At 56.8% G+C, this 25,025-nt stretch carries 20 protein-coding genes; 8 read left to right on the top strand and 12 right to left on the bottom strand.

Annotated features, from left to right (window positions below):
- Positions 1 to 683: 683 nt before the first annotated feature.
- Positions 684 to 1,319 (bottom strand): response regulator transcription factor, encoded by a 636-nt coding sequence (locus tag F4X57_08145; GenBank protein ID MYC07125.1) that lies wholly within the window; start codon positions 1,317 to 1,319, stop codon positions 684 to 686.
- 266 nt (positions 1,320 to 1,585) lie between these two features.
- Between F4X57_08145 and F4X57_08150 the strand changes: the two genes are divergently transcribed.
- Together F4X57_08150 and F4X57_08155 are read left to right on the top strand one after the other, a co-directional pair.
- A complete protein-coding gene (locus tag F4X57_08150; protein MYC07126.1) occupies positions 1,586 to 4,741 on the top strand; it encodes a hypothetical protein in 3,156 nt (1,051 codons plus the stop codon).
- Positions 4,734 to 8,180, top strand: a complete 3,447-nt coding sequence (locus F4X57_08155) for an AAA family ATPase (GenBank protein ID MYC07127.1) — start codon at positions 4,734 to 4,736, stop codon at positions 8,178 to 8,180. Before F4X57_08150 ends, F4X57_08155 begins: the two co-directional genes overlap by 8 nt.
- A 234-nt stretch (positions 8,181 to 8,414) precedes the next feature.
- On the opposite strand, the gene F4X57_08160 is transcribed toward F4X57_08155, so the two are convergent.
- From F4X57_08160 to F4X57_08175, 4 genes are all read right to left on the bottom strand, one after another.
- On the bottom strand, positions 8,415 to 11,156 hold the full coding sequence (locus F4X57_08160) for a S8 family serine peptidase (protein ID MYC07128.1): 2,742 nt from the start codon (positions 11,154 to 11,156) through the stop codon (positions 8,415 to 8,417).
- A 586-nt stretch (positions 11,157 to 11,742) separates the two neighbouring features.
- Positions 11,743 to 12,162 carry a DUF805 domain-containing protein gene (locus tag F4X57_08165; GenBank protein ID MYC07129.1) on the bottom strand — a complete coding sequence of 140 codons (420 nt, stop codon included), beginning with the start codon at positions 12,160 to 12,162 and terminating at the stop codon, positions 11,743 to 11,745.
- 653 nt (positions 12,163 to 12,815) lie between these two features.
- Entirely contained in the window at positions 12,816 to 13,118 is a 303-nt protein-coding gene (locus F4X57_08170; GenBank protein MYC07130.1) for a hypothetical protein, read from the bottom strand.
- A gap of 95 nt (positions 13,119 to 13,213) precedes the next feature.
- Entirely contained in the window at positions 13,214 to 13,795 is a 582-nt protein-coding gene (locus F4X57_08175) for a hypothetical protein (protein ID MYC07131.1), read from the bottom strand.
- Positions 13,796 to 14,032: 237 nt separating this feature from the next.
- Here F4X57_08175 and F4X57_08180 point away from each other — a divergent pair, with 237 nt between their 5' ends.
- From F4X57_08180 to F4X57_08195, 4 genes are all read left to right on the top strand, one after another.
- On the top strand, positions 14,033 to 15,076 hold the full coding sequence (locus F4X57_08180) for an LLM class flavin-dependent oxidoreductase (GenBank protein MYC07132.1): 1,044 nt from the start codon (positions 14,033 to 14,035) through the stop codon (positions 15,074 to 15,076).
- 72 nt (positions 15,077 to 15,148) lie between these two features.
- The gene (locus F4X57_08185; protein MYC07133.1) at positions 15,149 to 16,867 is read left to right on the top strand and encodes an IS200/IS605 family element transposase accessory protein TnpB; all 1,719 of its coding nucleotides are present in this window, start codon (positions 15,149 to 15,151) and stop codon (positions 16,865 to 16,867) included.
- A gap of 256 nt (positions 16,868 to 17,123) precedes the next feature.
- Complete coding sequence (locus tag F4X57_08190) at positions 17,124 to 18,233, top strand: Gfo/Idh/MocA family oxidoreductase (GenBank protein MYC07134.1); 1,110 nt, start codon at positions 17,124 to 17,126, stop codon at positions 18,231 to 18,233.
- Positions 18,234 to 18,237: 4 nt separating this feature from the next.
- Complete coding sequence (locus F4X57_08195; protein MYC07135.1) at positions 18,238 to 19,080, top strand: class I SAM-dependent methyltransferase; 843 nt, start codon at positions 18,238 to 18,240, stop codon at positions 19,078 to 19,080.
- Positions 19,081 to 19,155: 75 nt separating this feature from the next.
- On the opposite strand, the gene F4X57_08200 is transcribed toward F4X57_08195, so the two are convergent.
- From F4X57_08200 to F4X57_08215, 4 genes are all read right to left on the bottom strand, one after another.
- Positions 19,156 to 19,425, bottom strand: coding sequence for a hypothetical protein (locus F4X57_08200; GenBank protein ID MYC07136.1), 270 nt, complete (start codon positions 19,423 to 19,425; stop codon positions 19,156 to 19,158).
- A gap of 146 nt (positions 19,426 to 19,571) precedes the next feature.
- Entirely contained in the window at positions 19,572 to 19,892 is a 321-nt protein-coding gene (locus F4X57_08205; GenBank protein ID MYC07137.1) for a hypothetical protein, read from the bottom strand.
- A 118-nt stretch (positions 19,893 to 20,010) separates the two neighbouring features.
- The gene (locus F4X57_08210; GenBank protein MYC07138.1) at positions 20,011 to 20,502 is read right to left on the bottom strand and encodes a hypothetical protein; all 492 of its coding nucleotides are present in this window, start codon (positions 20,500 to 20,502) and stop codon (positions 20,011 to 20,013) included.
- Positions 20,503 to 20,779: 277 nt separating this feature from the next.
- A complete protein-coding gene (locus tag F4X57_08215) occupies positions 20,780 to 21,091 on the bottom strand; it encodes a hypothetical protein (GenBank protein MYC07139.1) in 312 nt (103 codons plus the stop codon).
- A gap of 337 nt (positions 21,092 to 21,428) precedes the next feature.
- Here F4X57_08215 and F4X57_08220 point away from each other — a divergent pair, with 337 nt between their 5' ends.
- Together F4X57_08220 and F4X57_08225 are read left to right on the top strand one after the other, a co-directional pair.
- Entirely contained in the window at positions 21,429 to 23,408 is a 1,980-nt protein-coding gene (locus F4X57_08220) for a S9 family peptidase (protein ID MYC07140.1), read from the top strand.
- A gap of 66 nt (positions 23,409 to 23,474) precedes the next feature.
- On the top strand, positions 23,475 to 24,104 hold the full coding sequence (locus tag F4X57_08225) for a rhomboid family intramembrane serine protease (GenBank protein MYC07141.1): 630 nt from the start codon (positions 23,475 to 23,477) through the stop codon (positions 24,102 to 24,104).
- Positions 24,105 to 24,320: 216 nt separating this feature from the next.
- On the opposite strand, the gene F4X57_08230 is transcribed toward F4X57_08225, so the two are convergent.
- The 3 genes from F4X57_08230 to F4X57_08240 are packed head-to-tail and all read right to left on the bottom strand — an operon-like array spanning position 24,321 to position 24,994.
- A complete protein-coding gene (locus tag F4X57_08230) occupies positions 24,321 to 24,611 on the bottom strand; it encodes a HicB family protein (protein ID MYC07142.1) in 291 nt (96 codons plus the stop codon).
- Positions 24,608 to 24,802 (bottom strand): type II toxin-antitoxin system HicA family toxin, encoded by a 195-nt coding sequence (locus tag F4X57_08235; GenBank protein ID MYC07143.1) that lies wholly within the window; start codon positions 24,800 to 24,802, stop codon positions 24,608 to 24,610. The genes F4X57_08230 and F4X57_08235 overlap by 4 nt, the downstream gene beginning before the upstream one ends.
- Entirely contained in the window at positions 24,803 to 24,994 is a 192-nt protein-coding gene (locus F4X57_08240) for a hypothetical protein (GenBank protein ID MYC07144.1), read from the bottom strand.
- Positions 24,995 to 25,025: the final 31 nt, after the last annotated feature.

Below are 25,025 nucleotides of genomic sequence, written 5' to 3' on the forward strand. Positions count from 1 at the left end.
ACTCCCCTCGGCGGGGGTGGTCCACCTTCTTTTACAACCCCTCCGCCCCCCGCCCCGCCGGCGGGGCGCTGTGGTCCCCCCCGCGCCCCCCCCCCGGTGCTAGGCAGATGCCGATACCGTGTCTGACCATAGTTGCCCCCTCCTCTTCTACTGCGACTTGTAACCGATGCGGGCAAGCGTAGGCGAGGTTTAATGTTTTGCATATCCGACAAACGAACCATTCATGTACTATTTTTAGGCGGGCAACGTACTATGCCTAGATAGTCCGAATGCACTATGTGGCATAGTCCATTCGGACTATTGGGAGGGCTGGTCTGACGGTGGGTTTGGAAGTCCCTTATCAGCTCCTCCTAGCCTTCGCCGCAAAGTGATGGTCATGTTGTTGTTGTGGTGGCGAGGCAGAGAATGCCGTAGAACCCCCAAAGGTGTCGAGAAGGACTCAGATTTGAGCCCTGCGCGGCTTTACCAGCGCTTTCCGGAGGGCGAATGACTCTTGCTAGGTTGGCGGCAGCTGATACCCAGGTGTTGGTATGCGGGAGGTGAGAGCAGAGGGCGATGTAGGAGATGACATAGAGATGACGGGCAGTTGCGAGAACGCGAATTCTGAGGCCGGTTGACAAACTCAGTGCCGACCGGACATGGTGGGTCCTTCTATTCGCGTATCTTGTTGCGGTGCGATACACCTACGGGCGGAACAGCGCCACCTGCCCGCGCCGGCGCACTCCCAATTTTTGCAAGATATGGCTCACATGGTTGCGCGCCGTATTCTCGGTGATAAGTAGCCGACTCGCGATTTCCTTGTTTGTACACCCTTCCACAATCAGGGCAAACACTTCATTCTCCCGTTCAGACAATAACTCGGATACTCCATCAGGCTGTTCATCTTGTCCAGAGGCATCCTGGTCATTAACCATGTCTTTCAGTCTATCAAGCACCCTCTGCGTCACTGCGGGGTGGAGAAGCGATTCTCCTTTTGCAACTATCCGCACCGCCAGAAGAAGTGCACGGACATCGGTATTCTTCAGTAGGTAGCCTGACGCTCCTGCCACAATCGACGCCACAATAGTGTCCTCGTCGATCTGAGAAGTCAGAATGACCACCTTTACCTCGGGAAGACGGTTGCGAATGTGGCGGCAGGCGTGGATGCCGTCCATTCCGACCATTCGTATGCCCATCATGACGACATCCAGGTGAAGCCTTTCCACATTCTCCAGTGCTGACTCGGCGTTGCTGTACTCACCGATAACTGCTATGTCTTTTTCAGATTCTGCGACAGCCCTCAGCCCGATTCTCACCAGTTCGTGGTCGTCAACTACCAAAAGTCTGATACACTTCAATACCCACTTGCTCCCTTCACCGGAAGTTAAAAGCCCACGATTATACACCACCACTCGTATTAGAGAAATATGAAATGTTTCTTCTGTGCATATGTAAAGCGAACTTGGTATAACAAGCACAAGAGGTATTGTGCAATATATTGAGGCAGAATTACCGTCGTGTCTCTCTTGCGTAACGATCGACTAGACTCAACACTAACAGCAACGGGTAGGTTCTTGTGAATCATATTGACTCTCGCATTGTTACTGTGCCTATTGGCGAAAGCAGCCTTGCCGCACTGGACGAAGGCGTGGCGCGCGCGAAGGGCGACGCTCCGTTTGGGCGGGTCGTTGTCATCACAGACCATGTGGATGTCGGCAGCGCCGTTCGTCATCACTTAGGGACGTCGAACCTGCTCAATGTTTCCGTCCAGACCGGACGAATGTTTGCATCTGAACTCGCTGCGCCTATGTTCCGGAACAAGTTCAAGCAGGACGGCAGGAAGTATCGCCCGCTCTCTCCCCTGCGAGAACACCTAGCAGTTCGACAGGTGTCGGAAGAAGTGATGGAGCAGCACGACTTCCGTCTGTCCGGTCACAGCCGGATGATAAGGTCGCTCGCGGATGCCTTCCGTCGGATGCAAGAGCGTCCGCAAGACGATGGGGAGCCGGATGCCGGCCAGGATATGACGCGGACCGGCGAAGGGCTATTGAAGAAATTCTTGGGACTAGTGCACGATTGGGATTGCTACACGCCGGCGGAACTGCCCCATATGGCTGCCGAAGCCCTTGAACGGCACTTGCCGCCGGAAAGTACGGTTCCGCATGTCATTTACTACTTGCCTAGGCGACTGTCTGAGGGCGACCTGCGACTGGTGCAGGCTTTGAGCGAGCGGGACAGGTGCGAATTAATCCTAGGCGTCAACGGCGACGAACAGGCAGACCAGCCGGTTCAAGAGCTTCTCGCCCGTTTGAATGAACCTATCAATGGCGATGCCACTATCGAAGGCGATACTGCCCACGCTAATCCCCTTCAGCGGATTGCCGATGACGGCTGCATGTCCATAATCGCCGTGCCCGATCCGGCGGAGGAGGTTCGCATGGTAATCAGAGCCATTTCCGTCGAAAAAGCGCCATTTCACCGTACTGCCATAATATATCGGCAGGATAACCCGTATGCGACTCTACTGCGGCAAGAACTGGATGCGGCAGAAATACCATATTCGGGCACAGAACGCCGCAGTCTGGCGAGCACTCCATCAGGGCTGTTGCTGCTGGGCATCATCGATCTCGCGTTAGGCGTAATCCACGAGGGCGCTATCGACCGCGAACGACTCATCGAGCTGATGACTTCGACGCCGATGAAATATCCGTCGAATAACGGAAACTATAAACGACCGTTCCATCCAGTGCCCGCATCGCAGTGGGCAGCGCTGGCTCGCGAAGCCCGTGCGGATGGCGGGCGGAAGCAATGGCACCGCCGCTTTCAGGCTTACCTAGATAATGAGAAGAGTCTTGCGATGGAGGCTGAGAGTAGGCGTCCTCGTCTGGAAAGAATGGAAAGGGAGATTTCCGAACTTCTTCGCTTCTTAGACGAGCTTGATGGTGCGCTTGAAGCGCTTGCAGGCGAATCTTGGCAGACTACGGTGAAGGGACTGCGGCGCTTGCTAGACCATTACCGTATGGACACGGATGCTGAGTCTCAGGATGACCGACGGCGAATCGAAGAATTACTGGATAGCATGCAGTCGCTGGATGAGTTGGGGTATGAATTGAACCCACAACTGCTGCGGGAAGTGCTTCACAACGGCCTTCAGAGTCCGGTATCGAACCGTGGCAGACCAGTGGGCGCGGGCGTGTACCTAGGTCCTCCGGCAGGCGTGGTTGGCACCGACTACGACACGGTGTATGTGCTTGGCATGGTGGAGAGGCAATTCCCGCCGCGTCCGGGAACGAACCCCTGGGTCGGCGGTAACCTGTCTGCGACCCAGCATGAGATGGCGCTGGAACGGTACGACTTCCTGGGTGGGATAGCCTCCGCGCAGAAGGCGGTTCTGTCATGGCCCGCCGCGACTGCGGAGCGCACATCGGCATATCCTTCACGCTGGCTTATCGAAGCCGCGAATCTGCTTCATGCCGGCGCCGAAAGCGATGAACGGATTACCTATGAGAATCTCACCGAGAACTCAGCCAACAAGCGATGGCTCACGGTCATTCCTTCACGAGAAGCAGGGCTGCGCGAACTCCCTGCATCTAAACCTAAAATGGAACCTGCCGACCGAGCCGACTACAACCTAATGCATCTGGTAACGCTCGCTGACACGGATGACGCGGACTTGAAGGCGCAGCAACTGGAGTCGCATCCTGCCATGGCGAAGGATACCCGCATGCGCCATGCGCTCAAGGCGCGAGCGGCTCGCTTCGGCGACAAACTGACCGAGTGGGACGGGCGAGTCGGGGCAGATAGCAGCCGCATCGCGGGTATTGGCAGCACAGAATATCCGCTCTCGCCAAGTGCGCTCGAAGATTGGGCAACCTGTCCCTATAGGTTCTTCCTTGGACGGATACTACGGTTATCGTCGCCGAGGGACACGGAAGATGGGGAAATATCCAATCTTGATAGGGGCGGTCTAGTGCATAGAGTCCTAGAGCGATTCGTCAATGAGCGCGGCAGCACAGAAGAGAAACTCTTGGAATTGGCGCATGAGGAATTCGATTCGGCGGAGGAACGCGGGATAACCGGGCATCACCTGCTCTGGGAAATCGAAAAGCGGCGTATCCTTGATGCGCTGAAGGCATTCTACGGGAAAGATGTTCAATGGCTTGGTGGCGCGACAACCGAATCCGCTGCCGAGCTTAACTTTGGAAGCGAATCCGATATCGGAAATGTGGTTGTCTCGGTCGAAGGTCTTGGCGATGTCAGTTTCAGGGGCAAGATAGACCGCGTGGATGTCTTGGACGGCGAGGTGAGGGTGCGCGACTTCAAGACCGGCAAGCCGGATTCATATCGGGGCAGGAATCCGAAAAGGACTGTCGCCAATGGATGCGCTATGCAGCTGCCCGTCTATCTTGAGGCGGCGCGTTCGATGCATCCTGACAAGCCGATAGCAGCGTCATACTGTTTCCCGCTGGCTGACAAGAACACCCATGACGTCGCGCCCTACACCGAGCAAAATAAGGAAGAATTTCTGAACACCCTTGCCTTAATCGTCGGGGCGGCGCGCGACGGAATCTTCCCCGCTACGCCTGAGCAGGCAAGCGGCGAATGGGGCGGCAATTGCGGATACTGCGACTTCAAGAGCCTGTGTCCTGCCCGTAAGCGCTTGTTCTGGGAGCGCAAGGGTGGGAACGACGCCGCCTTGCAGCCGATTGAAAGGCTGCAAAATCCCGAAGCAGTAGTCGAACCGGAAGAGGAAAATGCCTGATAACGACACGAACACGCTCAATCGCATTGTGAACGACCTCGACGCCAATCTGATGATAGAGGCAGGGGCTGGAACGGGGAAGACATACGCCCTCGTGAGTCGCGTGGTTGCGTTGGTCAAATCCGGTGTGCGGATGCAGGAAATCGTGGCAATCACTTTCACGGTTGCAGCGGCAGCCGAACTGTCCGAACGCATACGCTCAAGGCTGGAGCAGCTGGCGGACAAGGACCATCCTGACAACACCAGCGACATCCTTGCAGAAGACCTGGACGAAGACTCGCGCGAACGCATTAAGCTGGCAATCGAGGAACTTGACCAAGCCACTATTCAGACAATCCACGGCTTTGCATCGCAGCTGCTCAGGGAACATCCTCTGGACGCAGGGCTGCCGCCGGGATGGATAGCGCTAGATGAAGTAGAAGCTTCGCGCCTGTTCGCAGAGCACTGGGACAAGTGGCTGGACGACACGCTGGCAGAGAATACATCGGTCGAACCGGAAGTTATCTGCGCGCTACGCTACCTGCTGAATAGCGAGGTAGGCGCTGCCAAATGGCGGGCTGTCGCGGATGCACTCAAGGACAACTGCGCGCGCCTAGCCGATAAGTCCGTCTTCGAGAAATTAGACCTGCCCGAGCTTGCACACGACACGCTGCGGAAACTCAAAGAACTGGCGGCAGAGTGCAAAAATCCTTCTGACAAACTTTACGGGCAGCTGCAAGGCGCTATCGCCACCGTTGAATCAGTCCTTGCAGTGGCTGATGATGTCCCGGCTGCGGCGGAAGTTCTGCGGAACGGCGAGCGAGTTGACTATTACAGAAATGTTGGAAGCGGAGCCAATTGGCAAATATCAACCGCAGAGGTGCGTGCCGAGTTCCGCGCGATTGGGCAGAAATTCACGGCGACAGTCTATGCTGCGCTTCTACTGCCGTTTCTGCACAATTTGCGGCAATTTGCCTTGGACTACGAGCAAGAGCGTAAATCCGGAGGCGTGGCGACATTTGAAGACTTGCTCGCATGGTCGCGCGACCTACTGCGCGGGGATAAATCCGTGCGGGAGCATCTTCAGAGTCGCTATACGCGGATATTGATAGACGAATTTCAGGACACTGACCCGCTGCAGGTGGAGATCGCATACTATCTAGCCGCCGACCCGAACGCGGAATTGGACAGGCATGCTTGGTACGAACTCCCGCTGTCTCCCGGAAGGCTGTTCGTCGTGGGAGACCCCAAGCAGTCCATCTACCGCTTTCGAGGCGCGGACCTCGGCGTGGCGGAGTTGGTAGAGAGGGGTGGGCAGCTGCAAAAGCTCACGATTACAAAGAACCGCCGCTCTCAAAAAGCCATAATTGATTGGGTGAACGCTGTGTTCGGCGCTAATAGCCTAATGACTGAAAATGCTGGCATACAGGCTGAATACATCGACCTAGAGCGTCACGACGATATTCAGCAGGAAGAAATCGGCGCTGCTGTGCGGCTGTTCGGCGAGCAAAAAGAGCTGAATGCCGATACTGTTCGACGGTTGCAGGCGCGCCATGTCGCCGGGCTGATAGTCAGATATGCCACCGGCGGGGAATCCGGTCTGGATGTGTACGACAAGAAGCTCAAGAGCGTTCGCAAGGCGAAGCTCGGCGACATCTGCATACTGGTACGGTCTCGAACTGGTATCGAAATTCTGACGCAAACGCTGGAAGATTCGCGCATACCATACCGATTAGAGGGCGGTTCCTTACTCTTCGACACTCAGGAAGTACGCGATATGCTCAACTGCCTAAAAGCCATAGACGATCCGTACGATGAGGTGGCGGTTGTGGCAAGTCTTCGCTCGGCCGCCTTCGCCTGCTCCGATGTAGAACTGCTGGATTGGCGAGAGTCCGGCTGCGGATGGAACTATACAAGGCAGATTCCCGACGATAAGCGTCTTGATTCGCCAGTCAGGAAGGCTTTCGATTGCTTGCGTAGTTACCATGAACGAAGGCTGACTGATGGCGTGTCCAAACTCATGGCGGACTTCGTTCGGGATAGGCGCTTGGACGAGCTAGACTTGGCGGAAAGGCGTCCTCGTGAGTCTTGGCGTCGGCGTCATTTCTTGTTGGAGCAGGCGCGGACTATGGAATACAGCCATGCCGTGAACCCGCATAGCCCGCCGCTGACGCTGAATAAGTTTTTGGATTGGGTGAAAATGCAGCAGAATGAGAACGCCAGAATTTCTGATTTGGTAGTCCCTGATCCTGACGACGACGCCGTGCGAATAATGACCATGCATGCCTCCAAGGGATTGGAATTTCCCATCGTCATTCTGCTCGGGCTTAACCAAAGCTCTAACAGTGGTTCGTCTGCCGTTCTGTTTGACAATGAGAGTAGTGGGGCGGAGGTCAGGTTTCACAAAGAAATCGAGACCCCGGGCTATGCAGCTTTAAGCGATTCCGAAAAGGAACACGAGGACGCCGAAGCCGCGCGACTAGCGTATGTCGCCGCTACTCGCGCACGAGATCATCTGCTGGTTAGCATGTATCACACCAATAGAGAAAGTAGCAGCGTCATTGGTAAGGTGGCAGAATTCAGTTCTGCCCTTCAAGGTCAAGGCCACTGCACTGAAGAACCTGAAGATCCCGTAGGCATTGCGATGCTGCCCACGCCTTCAACGGATGCCGTCGAACTTACCGATTACGATGCTGAGCAGTGGGGAGCAGACCGCGAAAACGCTAATCGGCAGAGGATACAGCCCCGCGCGGTTACACCATCTTGGATAGCCCGAATTGCCGTAACCGACGATGCTACACTGCCCGTAGAGGTCGAAGACAAGGACCCTGAGCCTAGCAGCGAGCAGCCCAGCATAAGGGGGCGTGGTGGCACAGCATTCGGCAGTGCGCTGCACGCGGTGCTTCAGGAGATCGTCGATATAGTCTCGACTCGGACCCCACTGCCTGAAGGCGTGTCGATTGATAATCTGCTTGATGAATTGGACGGCGAGATTATTCGATCGACTGAAGAACATGCCGAGTCGAACGGCGTAGCGCAAAGCATAGGCGAGATTGCACGGTTGGCTCGTATGGCGTTGCGCAACCCTGCATTGCAAGCCGCATTGGAATCGCCGCGAATGTGGGCGGAAGTCCCTGTCGCGGCGGAAATCGATTCTCTTGCCGGTCCAGTAGTGATAGAAGGTATCATCGACCTGCTTTATCAGAGCGCGGATGGCGAGTTCGTGATAGTGGACTACAAGTCGGACTACATCGCTGACGATGTCGCTTTGAAAGCCAAGATGAAAAGCTATCGGTGGCAGGGAGCCGCATACGCAGCGGCAGTCCAAAAGGCAAGCGGGCAGAGCATTAAGGATGTCCAGCTTCTTTTCGTCAGAAGGGACGAAGCTCAGTCCATCAAAGACCTAGACGGACTGATAGCACGGCTGCCAGAACTGTTAACCGTTCCAAAGAATGTGTGATAGCGATATAGCGGGGACTCTGATGATAAAGTGTAAGCGAAGAATACACACCGTATCTAGGAATTCCCGCCGCTGCCAAGAGTACGTATAGCCTCCCTGAGGTCAGGAAATATCCCGACTCTCGTCCGTCAATCTGTCCCCATCGCGCCGGCCTGACAGCTTTGGCGTAAGGCGATAGGATTAGCCGTCTTGGCGCTAAACAACCGATACGATGACAGCGCCACCGCGCAATCGTTACCGGCGATCCAGCCTTGAAGGCATCGCGTCGTGCTGTATTCCTCTCACCTCCATGCCCTGTGTACCTGATGAGCCGCTGCTAACTGTCAGGGTGAAGTCGCCCAGGGTCTGCGGTTCGTATGTCGTCATATCGATGTAATATACTTTGCCTCCCGTTGGCGTCCAGCTGACTTTGGAGTTAGTATTGCCCCGCACGATGTCGTCATTCCCGGCGACAAAGACGCGACCCTCGTTTTCTTCATCCCATTCCCAAAGGAACAGCGCCGTGTCTTTGCTCGATTCCAGTGTAGCTGTCCAGGCTCCACTTCCTACGGCAGTCACCTCGAAGCCCGTGTATCGATAATATCGGGCGCCTGCCGCTAGCGGAATCCCCGTGATTTCCTCTATTCTTTCACGGCTCAATGAATAGACACACTCTTGTGTCCATGAACCCGACAATACGATGGGCAGACCGGAGGATGCCGGCACATCAATGAAGCAAGGATCCGGCTCAGGCGTCGCCGTCGGCTCTGCAGTGGCAGTAGGCTCAGGAGTTACGCCCGGCGGCAATGGCGTCGCAGTCGGTGTGGGAGTCTGCGTCGGTGTGGGCGTCGGTTGAGAAGCGCCCAGTTCCAGCGCTGCCACCCTGCTTGTCAGCGCGTCTATGGCATTTTGCAGCGTCACGATGAGCGCTTCCAGAATTTTCACCCTGTTCTCTATTTCTGATCCATCTGGTGACTCCGGCGTAGGGCTGGGAGTGGGCGTAGAGGTGGCGGTTGGCTTCGGCGTAGGGCTGGGAGTAAGCGTCGGGGTAGCGGTTGGCTCCGGCGTAGAGCTAGGAGTGGATGTCGGGGTAGCGGTTGGCTCCGGCGTAGGGCTAGGAACGGGCGTAGCGGTGGAGGTTAGCGTGGGCGCGTCGGACGCCGGCAGGTGAGCGAAACCGTGTCCCCATATATTGTCGGCGCCTGCTGCGCCGCGTGGCGCGGCGTTGTCCTTTAGGTATTGCGCGGTCTGCTGCGGACTATACTGCGGGAAGCGCTGCCTTACGAGGGCTGCCAAGCCGGCGACATGGGGGGATGCCTGGCTCGTTCCGAAGAAGTAGCCGTTAAGATTGCGCTCTGTGCGATATGTTACCGATTGCCCGGCGTCCGCGCCCACAATGTCAGGCTTAGTTCTATCGTCGAGCGTTGGGCCTCGGCTGCTGAACGGCTCGATTATGGTGGTGTCGAATGGGTTGCTGATACTGCTGTTCCGTCCGGCAGCGCCTACTGCTAGCAGGCCGGGGTTCGAGCTTTCGGCGGGATTGGTGATGCTATGGGCGGCTGTGTGGTGCTGCAACGCGCCCGACGCGCCCCAGGCCAGAACCTGAACCCAATTCGGCGCCTCGCCTGAGTGTTTGACCACGGCAAGGCAGTACACGCCGTTGGGGATGTCGCCGTACCCGATTCTAATCCGTTCGAATGGGACGTCGCTCGCTCTCCCCGACTGCGCTGTAACGCTCTGGGCGACAGCATCATCGGGCAGTATGAATGTGTTGCCTGACAAGGCAACTAGATAGAGGTCCAGATCGGTGTCTGCGCCGCCCCAGGAGCCTTCCCATCGGAGCTGCGCGGTGAAGCCTTCAAGAGGATCCAGTTCGATGCGAACGCCGTTGCATTCGTCCTTCGTCGTTGCGCTGAAATCGTGAACATTGTCGGTGTCGGTGTCGGAGTAATTGCCGAACCAATTTGCCCTAGCCTGGTTTCCTGCGGCGTTGACCCAGATGATGCCGCCCCTCACGGCGGCATCAACGGTTTTCAGGGGGCTGTTGCTGTATGGCGTTGTGCCGTCACCCGGCCCATGGAATGAAAAGCCAAGCGACATGTTGACGACGTCGACGCCCTCGGACTCCATCCACTCTACGGTTTCGAGCAGGTCTCCAAAAGACCAAACATTCGCTATGTAGTAGTCGGCTTCGGGCGCGATGTCGAACGCGGCTTCGGTTACCGCCGTGCCGTGCAGCTTTGTAGATTCAGTTCTTTCCGTGGGTATGCAGTCCGTGAGGCTTGAAGTGAATACGCCGACAGCGGTATAACATCTTGCTTCCACGGTCGAGGGCAGTTCCGTTCCCATAAGTTCTGCGAAGCCTTTGAAGCCCGCGTCGATTATGCCAATCTTGACACCGCTGCCCTTGATGCCGCCGGCGTGCCACGCGGGGACTCCATGTGCTTCCACGCCCTCGCTGACAACTGCGCCTTGTGCGGGCTGGGGAGGAATGATGGTTCGGACGCTTATGACGCCTTCTTGTTGGGACGCATCAGGCAGCAGCGACACAGGAATGTACGCCTCGATGTAGTCTGTGCCGATGTTGCGCGGAGATGCGCCGTTCTCTTCAAGCCAGTCCCATAAGTCTTGGGCGTAGCCTTCAGTGATGTAGAGAGTAACGGCGACGGATTGCTCGTCGTGGATGGGCGCGCTCGCAGCGGCGACTTGCGCGCTGAACTGGCCTGACTGCACCTGCTCGATGATGCGGTTGAGGTCGGAGTCCATGTTGGGGTATTGGGGCGGCTTAATCTTACCCTCACTGATGGTGGCATTCTCCACGCCTTGCCCATCTACCGGCTCTGTGGCAGCTTGGGGAGTGGGAGTGCCTCCGGTCTGCGCGAGTACCGTGGGCGCGTTACCACCGGCGGAGAGCGCCAGCCAAAGAAGCCCGACAGCCGCGATTGTCAGGCTGATCGCCGCCAACTGCTTGACTCGCCCTTGAAGGTGATTGTTCATGGTAGAAATCCTCCATAGTGGATAATTCTCGGCCGCGCGAAATAGAGCGGAATCCGAGCTGCCGGCAATTCCACTTGAAAAGGCAATTGATGTGGTGGATGAAGAGGAAGAAGGGGAGGATTACGGATTTGTGCAACACCTATATTCGGGAACGGGGGTAATGGTTGTCGCCGCCCACAGCAGGCTGTAAATCTTGCTGCTTTTGCTCCCGGTGTCGAACGCGGTTGGCATTGCTTTCTGCTACCAACGGTTCACATTATCGGACTGAACAACCTTGCCGGGAACCGGCTTAGTGAATACTTCCAACTCCCTTAACTGGTGCGGCGGAGCTCTGCCTTCCTTCCGGATAGACGGCGAATAGAACCGGCGCAATTGTACCCGATTGAGTCTATCATCGATAGCGTTTTCTCTTGGATGGCATAGCATGAGAGTATGCATATACTACGAGGAAAGGGTAGTAAAGGTGGGAATGCAATATCGAATGGAAGAGGAAGCGCATCGAGCGGAAGGAGGGTTGGCGTGTAGCTGCTGCGTCTGAGCGGTTACGTGTGCTCCCTTATCGAAGACGCTCAGGTCTGTTGCCGAGTCATAGCGCTTCAGAAATGCCTTCGATGCCGTACTTATTCTCTCCACTATTGCCGGGCAGCGCCATGAAAACCAAGAGCAGGATGTTGTAAAGCAAGAGTATGACATAGACGAGCCAAAACAGCGTGTCGAATCCGGGCGGCGCCAGAAGGCTCACCGGCTCATAGACGAGTGAGGCGACAAAGCCCAGCGACCACCATGCGCTTCGCCCGGTGTCGTGCAGTCTGCGCACGACTACTGCCAGAGAGGGTGTGAATACGGCAAGGACGAATGCATAAGCCAAGATGTAGGGCGCATAAGGAATGAAAGATAGAAATATGGCAGGGATTCCGACGAAAAACGCGACAATCAGAAGTGCCAGAACATACCACCAGAACTCCGAGCGGCTTGCTCGCCCCTCAAAGACTGCGTACTGCTCCATTACCCGTACAAAGTTCTGAAACAAAGCCAAAATTAGCTAACCTGATGAAAATGCCGACTTGCGCCAATCTTGATGAAGGAATGATTAAAGCATACATCAGGGTTCCCAAAAAAGACAGAGTGCAAAAAGCCCCCGCGCGCTGATTAGCGTTGGCGGGGACATTCTTCTTTTAGCGGGAAGCCTGTCAGGAGTTGGCGCGTAGATAGAGCGCAACCATCAGGCAGAGCGTTGAGGTCAGCCCAAAGAATATACTCCCCACTTCCAAGAACGCAATCCACATCCCATTCACCTTCCTCCCCTCCTCATTGTTCGCGTTCGATGTTGTATTCTTTCCAGTGCGATTGCAAGCAGGTTCTTCTAGTTCCGTCCCCTCTGCCACAGCCATATCATAGTCAGGCAGATAGCCAATGCCAGCGCTAATATGCGCGATGACAATTCTGCGCCGAAAACCGCGATTGACGAAATCTGCCGTTCAAAAAAACTGGGCATAGGAATCGCGGCGTTCAGAAGAATCAAGAGAGCGCCTACCACAACCAAGCCTAGAGAAATCACCATGCCCGCCTGTATCAGGAATAGGAAGTCCCCGATGCGAGCGAAAGAGAATCTAACCCAGCGTTTGATTTTTTCATGTGTCGTATGCCTTATGAGCGGCATCACAGCGCTTCGGACACGCCTTCAATTGCGCCGGCGACGAACTGGTAAGCTATGAACAGCAAGTATAAGACCAGCAGAACAGTTCCCAGCCATGCTTTGAAGTTAGTGGGGTTTGCCTTCATGGACTCCATTAGCGTGAATGTTCCAATGCCGAAAATCATTATGGATATGAGCGTGATGTCAATATCAAAAGAGCCTGTCGCCAGTCCAAACACTATATCGATGATTATCCCAACTGCTATTAGATAGAACAGTATCTTGCAGACTAAAATGCCCCAATGGGATTGTTTTGATTCAGACATGCCAAACACCTCCTGCCGGATTCTCAAGTGCCATTAGATTATCCAAACAGGAGGTGTGCTGACAATAGTTGTACTAGGTAGCCTGTTGAACCATGCTAACGCAAGTCTTCGTTGACTTCCTCTACCATGTCGAGCCAGCGTTCAGCTGTATCTTGTTGAGAGTGGTACGAAAGGCCTTGGCTAACCGCTCTCCGTAACTCAGAACGCCAAACTGCCTTGACTTGCCGGGAATGGCTGCTTAGGAAAGTAAGCGCCGACGCTATCGACCCAATTGAGTTTCCGTTGACGCCATTTTCAATAGCGTCCACAAGGTCTTCAAGGTTACGGCCTACATCCTTCTTTATTCGCCGGAATAGCGAAGAAGACACTTGACCTTCAATGTAACCTCTGACCAGCCTCTGGAATCCATCCGACCTGACCACCGCGTTGGCAATTTGCGTATAGCCAAACCGGGCGGGACGTCCTACCGGAATGGCTTCCACGAGAACATCCACGCCGTAGCGCTCAATAGCATCCTCCACATCGTCATCGCCGAGTATGCCGTCCCAGTCCTTGAAGTCATGATTGCTGATAGCATAGCCCCAGTCGCCTTGGTATTTCACAATGGCGTCCATAACGACGGCATACCCGAATGTCTCGATGAGCCACTCCCAGTAGTCGCCAAACTCCCTTTCCAACTCTCTTGCGGGATTGAAAACTGCCGCATTAACCTCCGATGTGTCTTCGTTTTTTGAATCGTATATTTTCCTCTTTGCGGCTTGCCGTTGAAACACCTCCCTTTCAGCAATGCCGAACTAATGAACTAATACTGATGTATGGATGGTGGAACATACATTCCCATCTGTCAACCCTTTATTTCCGGCAATTTTCTACTGTTCCGCTAATTCCCCGCCCATCCGTGTTAAACTGCCATCATGAAATTCGCATTATTCACCCATGTGCCCTGGCCCGAAGGTGAATCTCCGGCGCGTCTGTTCGCCGAGTGCGTGGAGCAGGCGGTGTTCGGCGAGCGGCTCGGCTTTCACAGCTTCTGGATTGCCGAGCACCACTTCTCTCGTTACAGCCTTGGCTCGTCGTCGCTGGTGCTGGCAGCGGCGATAGCGTCTCGCACGGAGCGCGTACGGCTCGGCACGGGCGTGCTCATTCCCACGCTGCACAACCCGATACGCCTCGCAGAAGACACCGCGACACTCGACTGCGTGAGCGGAGGGCGGCTCGATGTGGGCTTCGGGCGCGGCACTTTCGGCTACGAATACGGCGGCTTTGGAGTGGACGAAGACGAAGCGCATGCGCGCTTCCGCGAGAGCGTGCGCATTGTGCAAGGCTTGTGGACGACGCAGGAGTTCTCGCACGAGGGCGAGTTCTACACGATGAACAAGCTTAACCTCGTGCCGCCGCCGCTGCAGTCGCCGCACCCGCCGATATACATCGCCGCGTCGTACACGCAGCAGACGCTAGAGTTTCTGGTGCGCAACGGGTACAAGCTTTGCATCGCCGTCGTGCAGGATACGCAGCAGTCGCTCGCGCTGTGCCAACGCTACCTGTCGATGCGCGCCGAAGAGGGCATGGAAGCCACGCTCGACGATGTGCCGTTCTTCCGCTACTTCTATGTCGCGGAGACGGAAGAGCAGGCGCGCGCGGACACGGCATCGCACATCAACTGGATATTGGACATCATGCAGTGGCGGCGCATATTCAGCGAAAGCAGCGAAGTGCCGTACCGCATAGCGGACTGGCGCCGCGAGCGCGAAGAACTGCCGCTGAGCTTCGATTACATCAGCGACAACCGCGCCTTCATCGGCACGCCGGAGCAGTGCGCCGCGAAGATTGCGGAACTGCAAGCGCAGGGCGTCGAGTACTTCGGCTGCAACTTCGCTATGGGCGGCATACCGCACGACAAGGTGATGCGTTCGATGCGGCTGTTCGCGGATGAGGTGATGCCGCGGTTCGCGGATTGACGGGCGGATACATAACATCACTACCTGTTGGCGACTGTTCTGCGAACAACTGTGTTGCAAATTTAGAAACTAATGTGTTATATTGCGTGCATGGGAAAAGCACAGACGACATACCAAGTACGCGCGAAGGTGTCTAAGTCCGGTCATATCTTACTCAATGAGCGGCTGGATGAGGCGCGCTTTGAGTATAACGCCACGCTTGAAGACAGGCGCAGAGCGTACAAACTGCTTGGTTTGTCCATAAAGAAGCAAAGCGCAGGAGTTGTGAAAAACCGCGAACCTCTTAATCGTACATTATCCGAACTTCACCGTCTGGAGCACGAGCTTACTAAACTTGAAGCCGCCGATGCGGACAAACGCAAGATTGAAGAGGCTAGGCGCGCGGTAAGTAGATGGTGGCGGGACTGGCGCGACGACCGCATGAAGGAACGATGGCCGAGCGTAGCAGAAATAGAAAGTGATGATGGAAATCATTACTACGGAAAACGCTCGGACACACGACGGCTTATCAACTCAGGGCGCATCCTGACCGAGACGCGCAATGGCAAGACACTGCTGCCTCGTCGGGCACGCGTGGGCATCATAGAGCGCGCCGACTTCGCTTACGACGGCTTCTTCCAGCGTCTCACGCGCGGATCTACTCCGGGCTTTCCGCGCTTCAAGGGCAAGGACCGTTTTCGCACAATCTCTACGAACAGCGGTGCGGAGAATTACTTGTCGTACAATCCTCAATCGCGCAAAGGCATGGTTCGCATCAAGGGATTCCCTACGCTGCGTTTCATGTCCAAGCGCGAGTTGTCATTGGACGAACAGGGCAAGGTAGTACAGCCGTCGCAGATAAGTATTACGCGTAAGCGCACAGGCGTGTACCTCTCGCTTACATACCCCGTCGATGTAGAGCCACAGCGTGAAGGCATGCCACACGCGCCCATAGGCATAGACAGGGGCATCCATGCGCTTATGGCGTTTTCGGACGGTCGTCTGTCTATCCCAGGGTTGAATGAAAACGCCAAAGCGCGGCGCAAACGCAAGCGTAAGGCGCAGCGCAAAGTAAACCGTGCCGGCGTCGCCAAAGACGGCAAGGGCGGCAAGCAAGTTACATGCGGAAAGGAAGTAAGACGCAAGCGTAATCGCGGCAACGGAGAATACATCCACTTCACCAATGGCAGGCGAAAGGCAGTCGAGGCTTTGGGGCGCGTTAGTGAACGTGACACGCTGGGTCATCGTCAACGCTTGCACCGCTACACATCGGAAATTGTCAAATCATCGGACTTCATAGCTGTCGAAAATTTGAACATCGCCAACATGACAAAATCGGCGGCTGGAGATGCGGACAATCCCGGCAAGGGCGTGTCGGCAAAGAGCGGGCTAAACCGCTCGATACTTGAACAGGGCTGGGGATACATCGCACAGATGCTGGAGTACAAGGCTGGGAGAGCCGGTATTCCCTTTGTGAAAGTCGAACCTGCCTATACATCGCAGACTTGCGCTGTCTGTGGCGTCATAGACGCTGCGAGTCGACGCAAGCGCAGATTCGACTGCGTAGCCTGCGACTATGAGAACGACGCCGACATTAACGGCGCGATAAATGTCTTGTCCCGTGCGCTCGTTGAGCGATACGGCAGGGGTGAAGCGCAGCCGCTCATCGAGAGGCTAATCCCCTGGGAGAGCGGCAAGAATGCCCTGCGGGGTAATGATGACTCTGCTAGACTCAAGTCGAAGACAGAAGGGCTCCCAGAATGCCGACGTCACGCGAAGGGATTGCCACGCGGTCAGTTGCGGTTGCTCTAGCTCCGTATTTCCGCTAGGGGCAACCCCACGCGGGCGCGGATGCTTCCTGCTTCCAGTCGTACTCCATTTCCGTCGTGTAGGCAACCCCACGCGGGCGCGGATGCTTCTCCTTGAGCGAATCACCCCAATCCCCATGACACGGCAAACCCACGCGGGCGCGGGTGCTTCGTATATGGGGAGAGAGGGAAGCCCCTAATTGCAGGTTGACCTACGCGGTCGCGAACTGCGTGGGAACTCGTTTGAATGGAGCGCACTTATGAACACAGTAGGCATAGCAATCATCGGCTCCACCGGCATCATCGGCAGGGTGCATATCGATGCTATGCGCGGGCTGGATACCTGCCGGCTGGTCGGCATACACGCGCGGCGGCAGGGACCGCTGCGGCAGCAGGCGGATGAGCTTGGCACGCGGCTGTATCCCACGCTGGACGATGTGCTGGCGGATGACGAGGTTGATGCCATTGTCATCGCAACGCCGCATCCGTCGCATATGGACATCACCACTCGAGCCGCAGCCGCCGGTAAGCATGTGCTTGCCGAAAAGCCGCTCGGCGTTACGCCGTCCGAGGCTGAGGCGCAGATTGCCGCATGCCGCGACGCCGGCGTGAAACTGGGCGTGCTTTTCAACAACCGCTTTCGTCCCGAAGCGATGAAAGTGCGCCAGCTCATCGACGACGGCGCTATAGGCGAGATTTATCGATCCGAGATGTCGTCCGCGATGCTCCGCACGCAGGACTATTACGATCGACTAGATTGGCGGGGCAGGTGGGACGCAGAAGGCGGCGGCGCGCTGCTGAACCAGGGCATTCACGGCATCGACATGTACCAGTGGCTCGCGGGAATGCCGCAGACGGTCTTCGGCAAGGTGTCCACGCTGAAGCACAACATTGAAGTCGAAGACTACGCCACCGCGCTGCTCGGCTATGCGGGCGGTGGGCACGGCGTCATACACTGCAACACCGCGCAAGCGCCCAATCAGCAGCGGATCGCATTGTGGGGCGAACGCGGCGCGATATTTATGGACGACTGGCGAATCACGCTGCGCACGCTGGATACGCCGTTGCAGCAGTTCATAGACACGGACAAGACGATAGCCTTCGTCAGCCCGTCGGACACGGAGGCGGCATTCGATTTCGAGCCGGTGTCGGGCGGCACGCACAGACCGGCAATCGACGACTTCGCGTGCGCCATCATCGAAGGCCGCGATCCTGCCGTAACCGGCGAAGACGCTCTGCGATCGCAAGAACTCGTCGCCGCGATAACCATGTCCGGCTGCCGCAACGAACAGGTCCACCTGCCCATTAACCGCGCCGAGTACGACACGCTGCTCGCGGAATTGCGGCGGACGGGCAGGCTGCCTAGTTAGCAGCATGAGTTTAGAGGACATACTCGCCCGCGATTCGCCGCCCGAACCGTGGGGCGAAGGCGACAATATCCCGTGGAACGATGTCGGTTTCAGCCGGCGCATGCTCCGCGAACATCTTACGCAGTCGCACGACTTGGCGAGCCGCCGCAGCGAGAAGATTGACGCGCCTGTGGACTGGATTCACCGTGAATTACTGCACGGCAAGCCGACTGCTGCGCTGGACTTGGGCTGCGGACCGGGGCTGTACGCCAGCAGGCTCGCGCAGCAGGGGCATCATTGCGTGGGCATTGATTTCTCGCCGGCTTCGATAGAGTACGCGAGAGCGCAAGCCGCAGAAGAGCGCCTGCCGGTGGACTACATTCAGGCAGACATTCGCGCCGCTGATTACGGCACGGGCTTCGGCATTGCGATGCTCATCTTCGGCGAGTTCAATGTATTCAAGCCGACGGACGCCGCGCACATCTTGCGAAAAGCGTACGCGTCGCTGAGCGCGGGTGGCATGCTGCTGCTCGAAGCGCACACTTACGACGCCATCCGGCAGTTCGGCTCGCGGCGAGCGTCGTGGTACGCGGCGGAAAGTGGGCTGTTCTCGGATTCGCCGCACATCTGCTTGCAAGAAAATTTCTGGGATGCAAATATCGCCGCCGTCACACGGCGATACTTCATCGTCGATGCGGTGACCGGCGAAGTTACACGCTGCGCGCAGAGCCTTAAGGCATACACGGCAGACGAGTATCGCGCCGCATTGCAGGCGGCAGGCTTCCACGAAGTGCGCTTTTACCCATCCCTGCATGGCGAAAAAGACCCGTCGCAACCCGACCTGTTCGCAATTACGGCGCGCAAGTAAACAGGATAGACAGGATGCTCCGGATAAGTCTCAACTATCCCATCCTATCTATCCTGTCGATCTATGTAAGGTCGCTTACGACTGCATCTTGCCGGGCGTCAGCAGCTCCATGAATTCTATGTACGTGCCCTCGATGTAGGGCTGGAATGCTGCGCCCGCCCGCATCGCTTCAGACGGCATTTCGTTGCCGTCGCGGTACGGAGACTGGAAGGCAGCAGTCTCCCACTCGAGGACGACTACATCCTTATCGCCGGGGCATGTGCCGGAGTTGTAGGCGACCCTAAACGCCTCGCGATGGCCCTCGTCGTGGAAAATTTGCACTTGCTTTTGCACGAGGGTCGCCACGCGGCGCGCCTCTCCTGGCTTGGTTATAAAGGTTCTTCTTACCAGGTACATCCGGTTTCCTCTGTGTAATCTGATTCGAATTGATTTGAGGAGCATGGCGCAAACCAGCGGTGGATGGAAAAATATGCGCCAATGGGGGCTGATGCCTACTCCTGCATCTTGCCGGGGGTCATCAGTTCCCAGAACTCTATGTAGGTCTCTTCGATGTAAGGGCGATAGGCGGCGCCCGCTTCATAGGCGGCAGGCGGGATGTTGTTGCCATCGCGCGCCGGGGACTGGAATGCGTCGGTCTCCCACTCCAGGACGACGATGTTCTGCTCGCCGGGGCACGTGCGGTCGTTGTACGCGACCCGAAATTCCTCGCGGTGGCCCGCGTCGTGGTAAATCTGCACCTGGTTGTGCACCAAAGTCGCCACACGGCGTGCCTCGCCGGGCTTGGTCTTGTATGTTCGCCTGACTAGATACATTCGATTTCTCCTTGTTGTAATGTGGTCATCCAAATGTGGTCATTCTACTTTGATATGGACATGGTTTCTGCTCACTCCATCCTAGCCTTACCCTTGATGGGGGAATGGACAAAGTGACTTAATTTGCTTCAGTCGGACGGGCAGGGACGAGTTGCAGGAACTGCGCCTGCACAGCTTCTGCGCTGACGGTCGTTTGCAGTTCGCCGCTCTTGTCAATGCCGAAGTTGTCGGGTGTGTGCAGCGCGTCCGTTAGAGTTTCGACGATGGTCGCCATCTCTGAGTCGGACTTGTTCTTGGCGAGTGATGCTGCCTTTGCGTCGGGTCCGCTTGCCAGCAGCGCCGGTATCGCCTCGGCGAGCAGCTCGCGCTCAACGACGGCGCGCTGGATGTCCGCGAGCGCGTCCATATGGCGGCCAAGGTAGCAGCCGCCGAATGTCAGAACCTCGAATTTCTCGCCCGCAAGCTCGGTGTCATACTGACGGCGCGGCTCAAGATGGCGCTCCGCGAGGTACTGGCGGACATCTTCGTCTTCCGGGTGCGGTTCTTCCTGCTTGAAGAATATCAGCACCGTGTGCATATTCCAGTCTTTCGGCTCAATCCTGATAATCATGTCCGTATCATACACCTTTCCGCTTAATCCTGTCCCAAATCTTCATAAGTCGAGACGATTTCATAAATCCCTGATGTCGTCATTCCGAACGCAGTGAGGAATCTGAAATCGTTGCATGCAAACCTGTTTCCGACTTTGGATTTCTCGCTTCGCTCGAAATGACAGGTATAAATTGCATTTGGGAAATGGTCTTATAAGTCCCTTCCCTCAGCGGGAAGATTAGGAATGGAGGCAAGGAACCGCCAATCACCGACAGGACTGTATATGCCAGCCCGCATCAGAGATTTTCATCAAGCCACTTGTTCACCTCATCCGCCGCGCGCGGCTCAAAGCCCTTGGCGAGGAACGGAAACGGCAGTTCAAGCCGAAGCTCGCTGTCCGACACGGCGAGCGTGCCACGAAAGCTGACCAACCCGCCCGCTCTGAACGCGAACTCCAGCGTATCACCCTGCCAGCGGTGCGACGCATCCGACACCGAGTCACCGAACTGCGCGAGCATCTCCACGAGCTTTTCGTCCACCCAAACCTTCGCCTGCTGCTTGTTGCGATTGTGCTGTCTAGTGATTTGCATATTGCCTTTCGGTAGCATTAAGAATTGACGGAATGGGGCTTAAAGTCCCGCCGATGATGTTGTGTCCAAGAAAGGATGGCATGCTATCAGGACCTTGGATTGCGTCGATGATGGTGATGGACATATTGTAAGTTCCAATTGCCCGCCTGAATGCAATGGTAGCACAATGACGGTGCGTAAGGGCTAACATAGATGGACATGATGGGCAGGATGAGATAATCTCGCTTGCTTGCCCATGTCAAGTCGAGCATAGCGAGAATTCTGAAATTGCTGCGCGCCTATTTGATTGCGGCACATGGGATAGAATGTTTAGGGACATATCGACTGAATACAACCGCGTGAGGTGCACTTGATTATGACTGATGAGAAGAACATAGCCCCGTATGGCTCTTGGGGATCGCCCATTACCACGGAGCTGATTGTGGCGGATAGCATTGGCATTGGCGATGTTGCGCTGCATGGCGACGATATATATTGGACGGAACTGCGGCCCGCAGACAACGCGCGCAATGTCGTTGTGCGGCGCACTCCGGACGGCACGGTCAGCGATGTTACACCGACCGGATTTAGCGCGCGCACCCGCGTCCACGAATACGGCGGCGCCTCCTTCTGCGTCGCGGATTCGGACGGCGGCAACAGCGCCGTATATTTCAGCAATTTCGCGGACCAACGTCTGTACAGGCAGACCATTGCCGCAGACGGCGCTATCGGAGAGCCGCAGCCCGTTACGCCTGAGATTGATATGCGATACACCGACGGTGATGCGTGCGAACAGCACGGCATCATTGTCTGCGTGCGCGAAGACCACTCGTCTGCGTGGCGCGAGGCGGTCAACACCGTCGTCGCCATCGACTTGGCGCGCGGCGGCAGCCGCGTCCTCGTGTCCGGCGCGTCATTCTATTCGACACCGCGCGTCAGTCCGGACGGCTCCACGCTCGCGTGGTTGTCGTGGAATCACCCGAACATGCCTTGGGACGGCTGCGAGCTGTGGGTCGCCGCAATACAAGACGACGGAACTCTTGGCGAACATCGGCTAATCGCGGGCGGCGTGGACGAGTCTATCTTCCAGCCGTCTTGGTCGCCGGGCGGCGTGCTGCACTTTGTATCCGACCGCAACGGCTGGTGGAACATCTACCGCTGCGACGCTAATTTCGAAAACGCAGTGCCGATGTGCGAGGCGGACGCGATAGGCAAAGAGTTCGGCAGACCGGCGTGGGTGTTCGGGCTTAGCACATACGGCTTCGCGTCCGAAGAGCGCATTATCTGCACATACACGCAGGCGGGCGAATGGTACATCGGAGACATCGACACGGCAAACGGCACACTGACGACCGTGCCCACGCCATACAGCGATGTCGGAACGCTGCATGTGTCCGCAAAACAGGTCGCGTTCACCGCAGGCTCGCCTACGATGCCCATGACGATGATGCGCCACGACCTTACGGACAGCAGCACCGCGCGCCTTCGCAGCAGCAGCGATGCGACACCGGGCACGGGCTACTTGTCGGAAGCGCAGGCGATCGAGTTCCCAACGACTAATGGACTGACGGCGCATGCCTTCTACTACCCGCCGGCGAACGAAGACTACGCCGCGCCTGAAGACGAAAAGCCTCCGCTCATAGTCATAAGCCACGGCGGACCTACCAGCGCGGCGGATTCGTCGCTCGACCTCCGCAAGCAGTTCTGGACGAGTCGCGGATTCGCTGTGCTGGATGTGAACTACGGCGGCAGCACCGGCTTCGGCACGGAGTACAGGCGGCGACTGAACGATAGTTGGGGCATCGTCGATGTGGACGACTGCATCAACGGAGCGAACTATCTCGTGCAGCAAGGGCTTGCGGACGCCGAGCGGCTCATCGTGCGCGGTGGCAGCGCGGGCGGGTTCACCACGCTGCTCGCGCTCACCACGCGCGACACATTCAGCGCCGGCGCGAGCCACTACGGAGTCAGCGACATCGAAGCGCTGGTGCGCGACACCCACAAGTTCGAATCGCGCTATATGGACTCGCTGGTCGGGCGCTACCCGCAGCAGGTCGAACGATACCACGAACGCTCGCCCATCAACCACACCGACGGACTGTCCGCGCCGATGATTGTGCTGCAAGGGCTGGAAGACGAGATCGTGCCTCCCAACCAGGCGGAGATGATGGTGGACGCGCTGCGGGACAAGGGGCTGCCCGTCGCGTACCTGACATTCGAAGGCGAGCAGCACGGCTTCCGCCAAGCGAAGAACATCCGCCGCGCACTGGAAGCGGAACTGTACTTCTATTCGCGCGTCTTCAACTTCGAGCTAGCAGATGACATCGAACCCGTGCAAATCGACAACATGCCGTAGTTTGCGGCGTATCTAACAGGACGGATAGGGTGGGGGCGATGTACTCATGAGGTCGGAGGACGGCGGATGACGCAGGTGAAGAACAGCTTTGTCGCGCTGCTGCTGCTGCTAGTGTTCGTGGTGGTCATCTGGGGCGTGTTCTTGGTGAATTGGTGGTTGCTTGACGGCGAGCTGAACCGTCAAGGGATACGACCCATCGCGCTGCCGTACGAATTTGTGTCGGTGCTGCGCGAAATCGGCAATATTAGCTTCAGCCCATCGTATATCTGGCGTGTCATTCAGAGCATACTGATGTCGCCGTTGCTGCATGCCGGATTCGGGCATATTTGGTCGAACACGCTGGCGCTGCTGATATTGGGCGGCTTGGTGGCGCTACGCGGTGTCAAATCGCTTATCGGTGTGTCGATATTCGTGGTGCTGCTTGGCGGAACGTTGGTGTGGCTGTTCGGGCGTCCGGCGGTGCACATCGGCGCGAGTGGGCTTGTTTTCGGATACTTCGGTTATCTGGTCGCGCTCGGCTGGTTCAGGCGCAGCATCGTAACTGTCGGCGTCGCTGCGCTAGTGCTGTTCGTGTACGGCGTCAGCATATTCCTCGGCGCGCTCCCGCAAGGCGGCTTCATATCGTGGGAAGGGCACCTGTTCGGGCTGATAGCAGGCGTGCTAGCGGCAATGTTGAGCCGTAGAACTCCCGAATAAGCGCGGCGATTCAGCGCAAAAGGGCAAGCCATATATTCAGCGTATCGAGCGCCTCAAACAGCGTGCCGATGCGCGGATTGCCATCATCGGAGAGCGCGCTGTAAAAGTATTGACGTTCCGCAGAGCAAGACTACCAATGTGTTTCTGCGAATAGGGTGTATCAAGCGCGGCTTCGTATCGTGGTAGGGGCATCTGTTCGGGACGCGCCGGACTGCACTAGGCGTGAGGCTGAACGGCAACCGCTAACACCGACAGATCAACTTCGATGACTGCCCAAATGCCGTCAGCGTAGAATTCGTCCGACATGTGCGCTTCTATGGGCAGCATTTCAGGAATAGGCTGGCTGTCCATGAGCAAAGTCTCGATGTGTCCGAGAATGGCTTCCTGCGCCATCGCCATCGCCTCTTCCATCGTAACGCCTGCAGAAAAGCAACCCGGCAGATCCGGCACTGTTACCCCGTAGTCGCTGTCAGGGTCCTTGTGAATTACGATAGGGTAGAGTGTCATCGTGTTCTCCAATCCCAGTCTGCCTGTCTGAATATGCTACGTAGCGTGCCGATAGGAATGTCCCTTCGGGGATGCTGCACTGAGACGACTCCCGGCTTTTGGGGATGCGTGAAATGGTGGTGGCTGCCACTCATGTTTCTCAGGCTCCAACCATCACGCCTGAGTCGCCGTATGACCTCCCTGCTTTCCATCTAATACGCGTACACGTAGAAGGTGTGGCCTTCGGGGCAGGTGATGCGGTCTTGTAGGTCTTCGTGCCAGCAGGCTTCGGGGTCGATTTCCAGATAGGGCATCTCGGTCACGATGAACGCGGCGTCATCGTAGGGCAGCACGATCGCCGTCGGCCCGCCGCACACCGGACAGGATATTATCTGAAAACCCATTTCTAGCATCATCTTGCGTTGCCTCTCACTG

The organism is Chloroflexota bacterium, assembly GCA_009840355.1.
Classification (GTDB): Bacteria; Chloroflexota; Dehalococcoidia; order Lucifugimonadales; family JADFKI01; genus Bin90.

Coding starts and splice junctions, on each gene's coding strand:
- F4X57_08235 (MYC07143.1), bottom strand. CDS start 24,802: ATGGAAAGCAGGGAGGTCATACGGCGACTCAGGCGTGATGGTTGGAGC.
- F4X57_08155 (MYC07127.1), top strand. CDS start 4,734: ATGCCTGATAACGACACGAACACGCTCAATCGCATTGTGAACGACCTC.
- F4X57_08230 (MYC07142.1), bottom strand. CDS start 24,611: ATGACACTCTACCCTATCGTAATTCACAAGGACCCTGACAGCGACTAC.
- F4X57_08195 (MYC07135.1), top strand. CDS start 18,238: ATGAGTTTAGAGGACATACTCGCCCGCGATTCGCCGCCCGAACCGTGG.
- F4X57_08220 (MYC07140.1), top strand. CDS start 21,429: ATGACTGATGAGAAGAACATAGCCCCGTATGGCTCTTGGGGATCGCCC.
- F4X57_08215 (MYC07139.1), bottom strand. CDS start 21,091: ATGCTACCGAAAGGCAATATGCAAATCACTAGACAGCACAATCGCAAC.
- F4X57_08180 (MYC07132.1), top strand. CDS start 14,033: ATGAAATTCGCATTATTCACCCATGTGCCCTGGCCCGAAGGTGAATCT.
- F4X57_08205 (MYC07137.1), bottom strand. CDS start 19,892: ATGTATCTAGTCAGGCGAACATACAAGACCAAGCCCGGCGAGGCACGC.
- F4X57_08190 (MYC07134.1), top strand. CDS start 17,124: ATGAACACAGTAGGCATAGCAATCATCGGCTCCACCGGCATCATCGGC.
- F4X57_08160 (MYC07128.1), bottom strand. CDS start 11,156: ATGAACAATCACCTTCAAGGGCGAGTCAAGCAGTTGGCGGCGATCAGC.
- F4X57_08170 (MYC07130.1), bottom strand. CDS start 13,118: ATGTCTGAATCAAAACAATCCCATTGGGGCATTTTAGTCTGCAAGATA.
- F4X57_08165 (MYC07129.1), bottom strand. CDS start 12,162: ATGGAGCAGTACGCAGTCTTTGAGGGGCGAGCAAGCCGCTCGGAGTTC.
- F4X57_08240 (MYC07144.1), bottom strand. CDS start 24,994: ATGGGTTTTCAGATAATATCCTGTCCGGTGTGCGGCGGGCCGACGGCG.
- F4X57_08225 (MYC07141.1), top strand. CDS start 23,475: ATGACGCAGGTGAAGAACAGCTTTGTCGCGCTGCTGCTGCTGCTAGTG.
- F4X57_08210 (MYC07138.1), bottom strand. CDS start 20,502: ATGATTATCAGGATTGAGCCGAAAGACTGGAATATGCACACGGTGCTG.
- F4X57_08185 (MYC07133.1), top strand. CDS start 15,149: ATGTGTTATATTGCGTGCATGGGAAAAGCACAGACGACATACCAAGTA.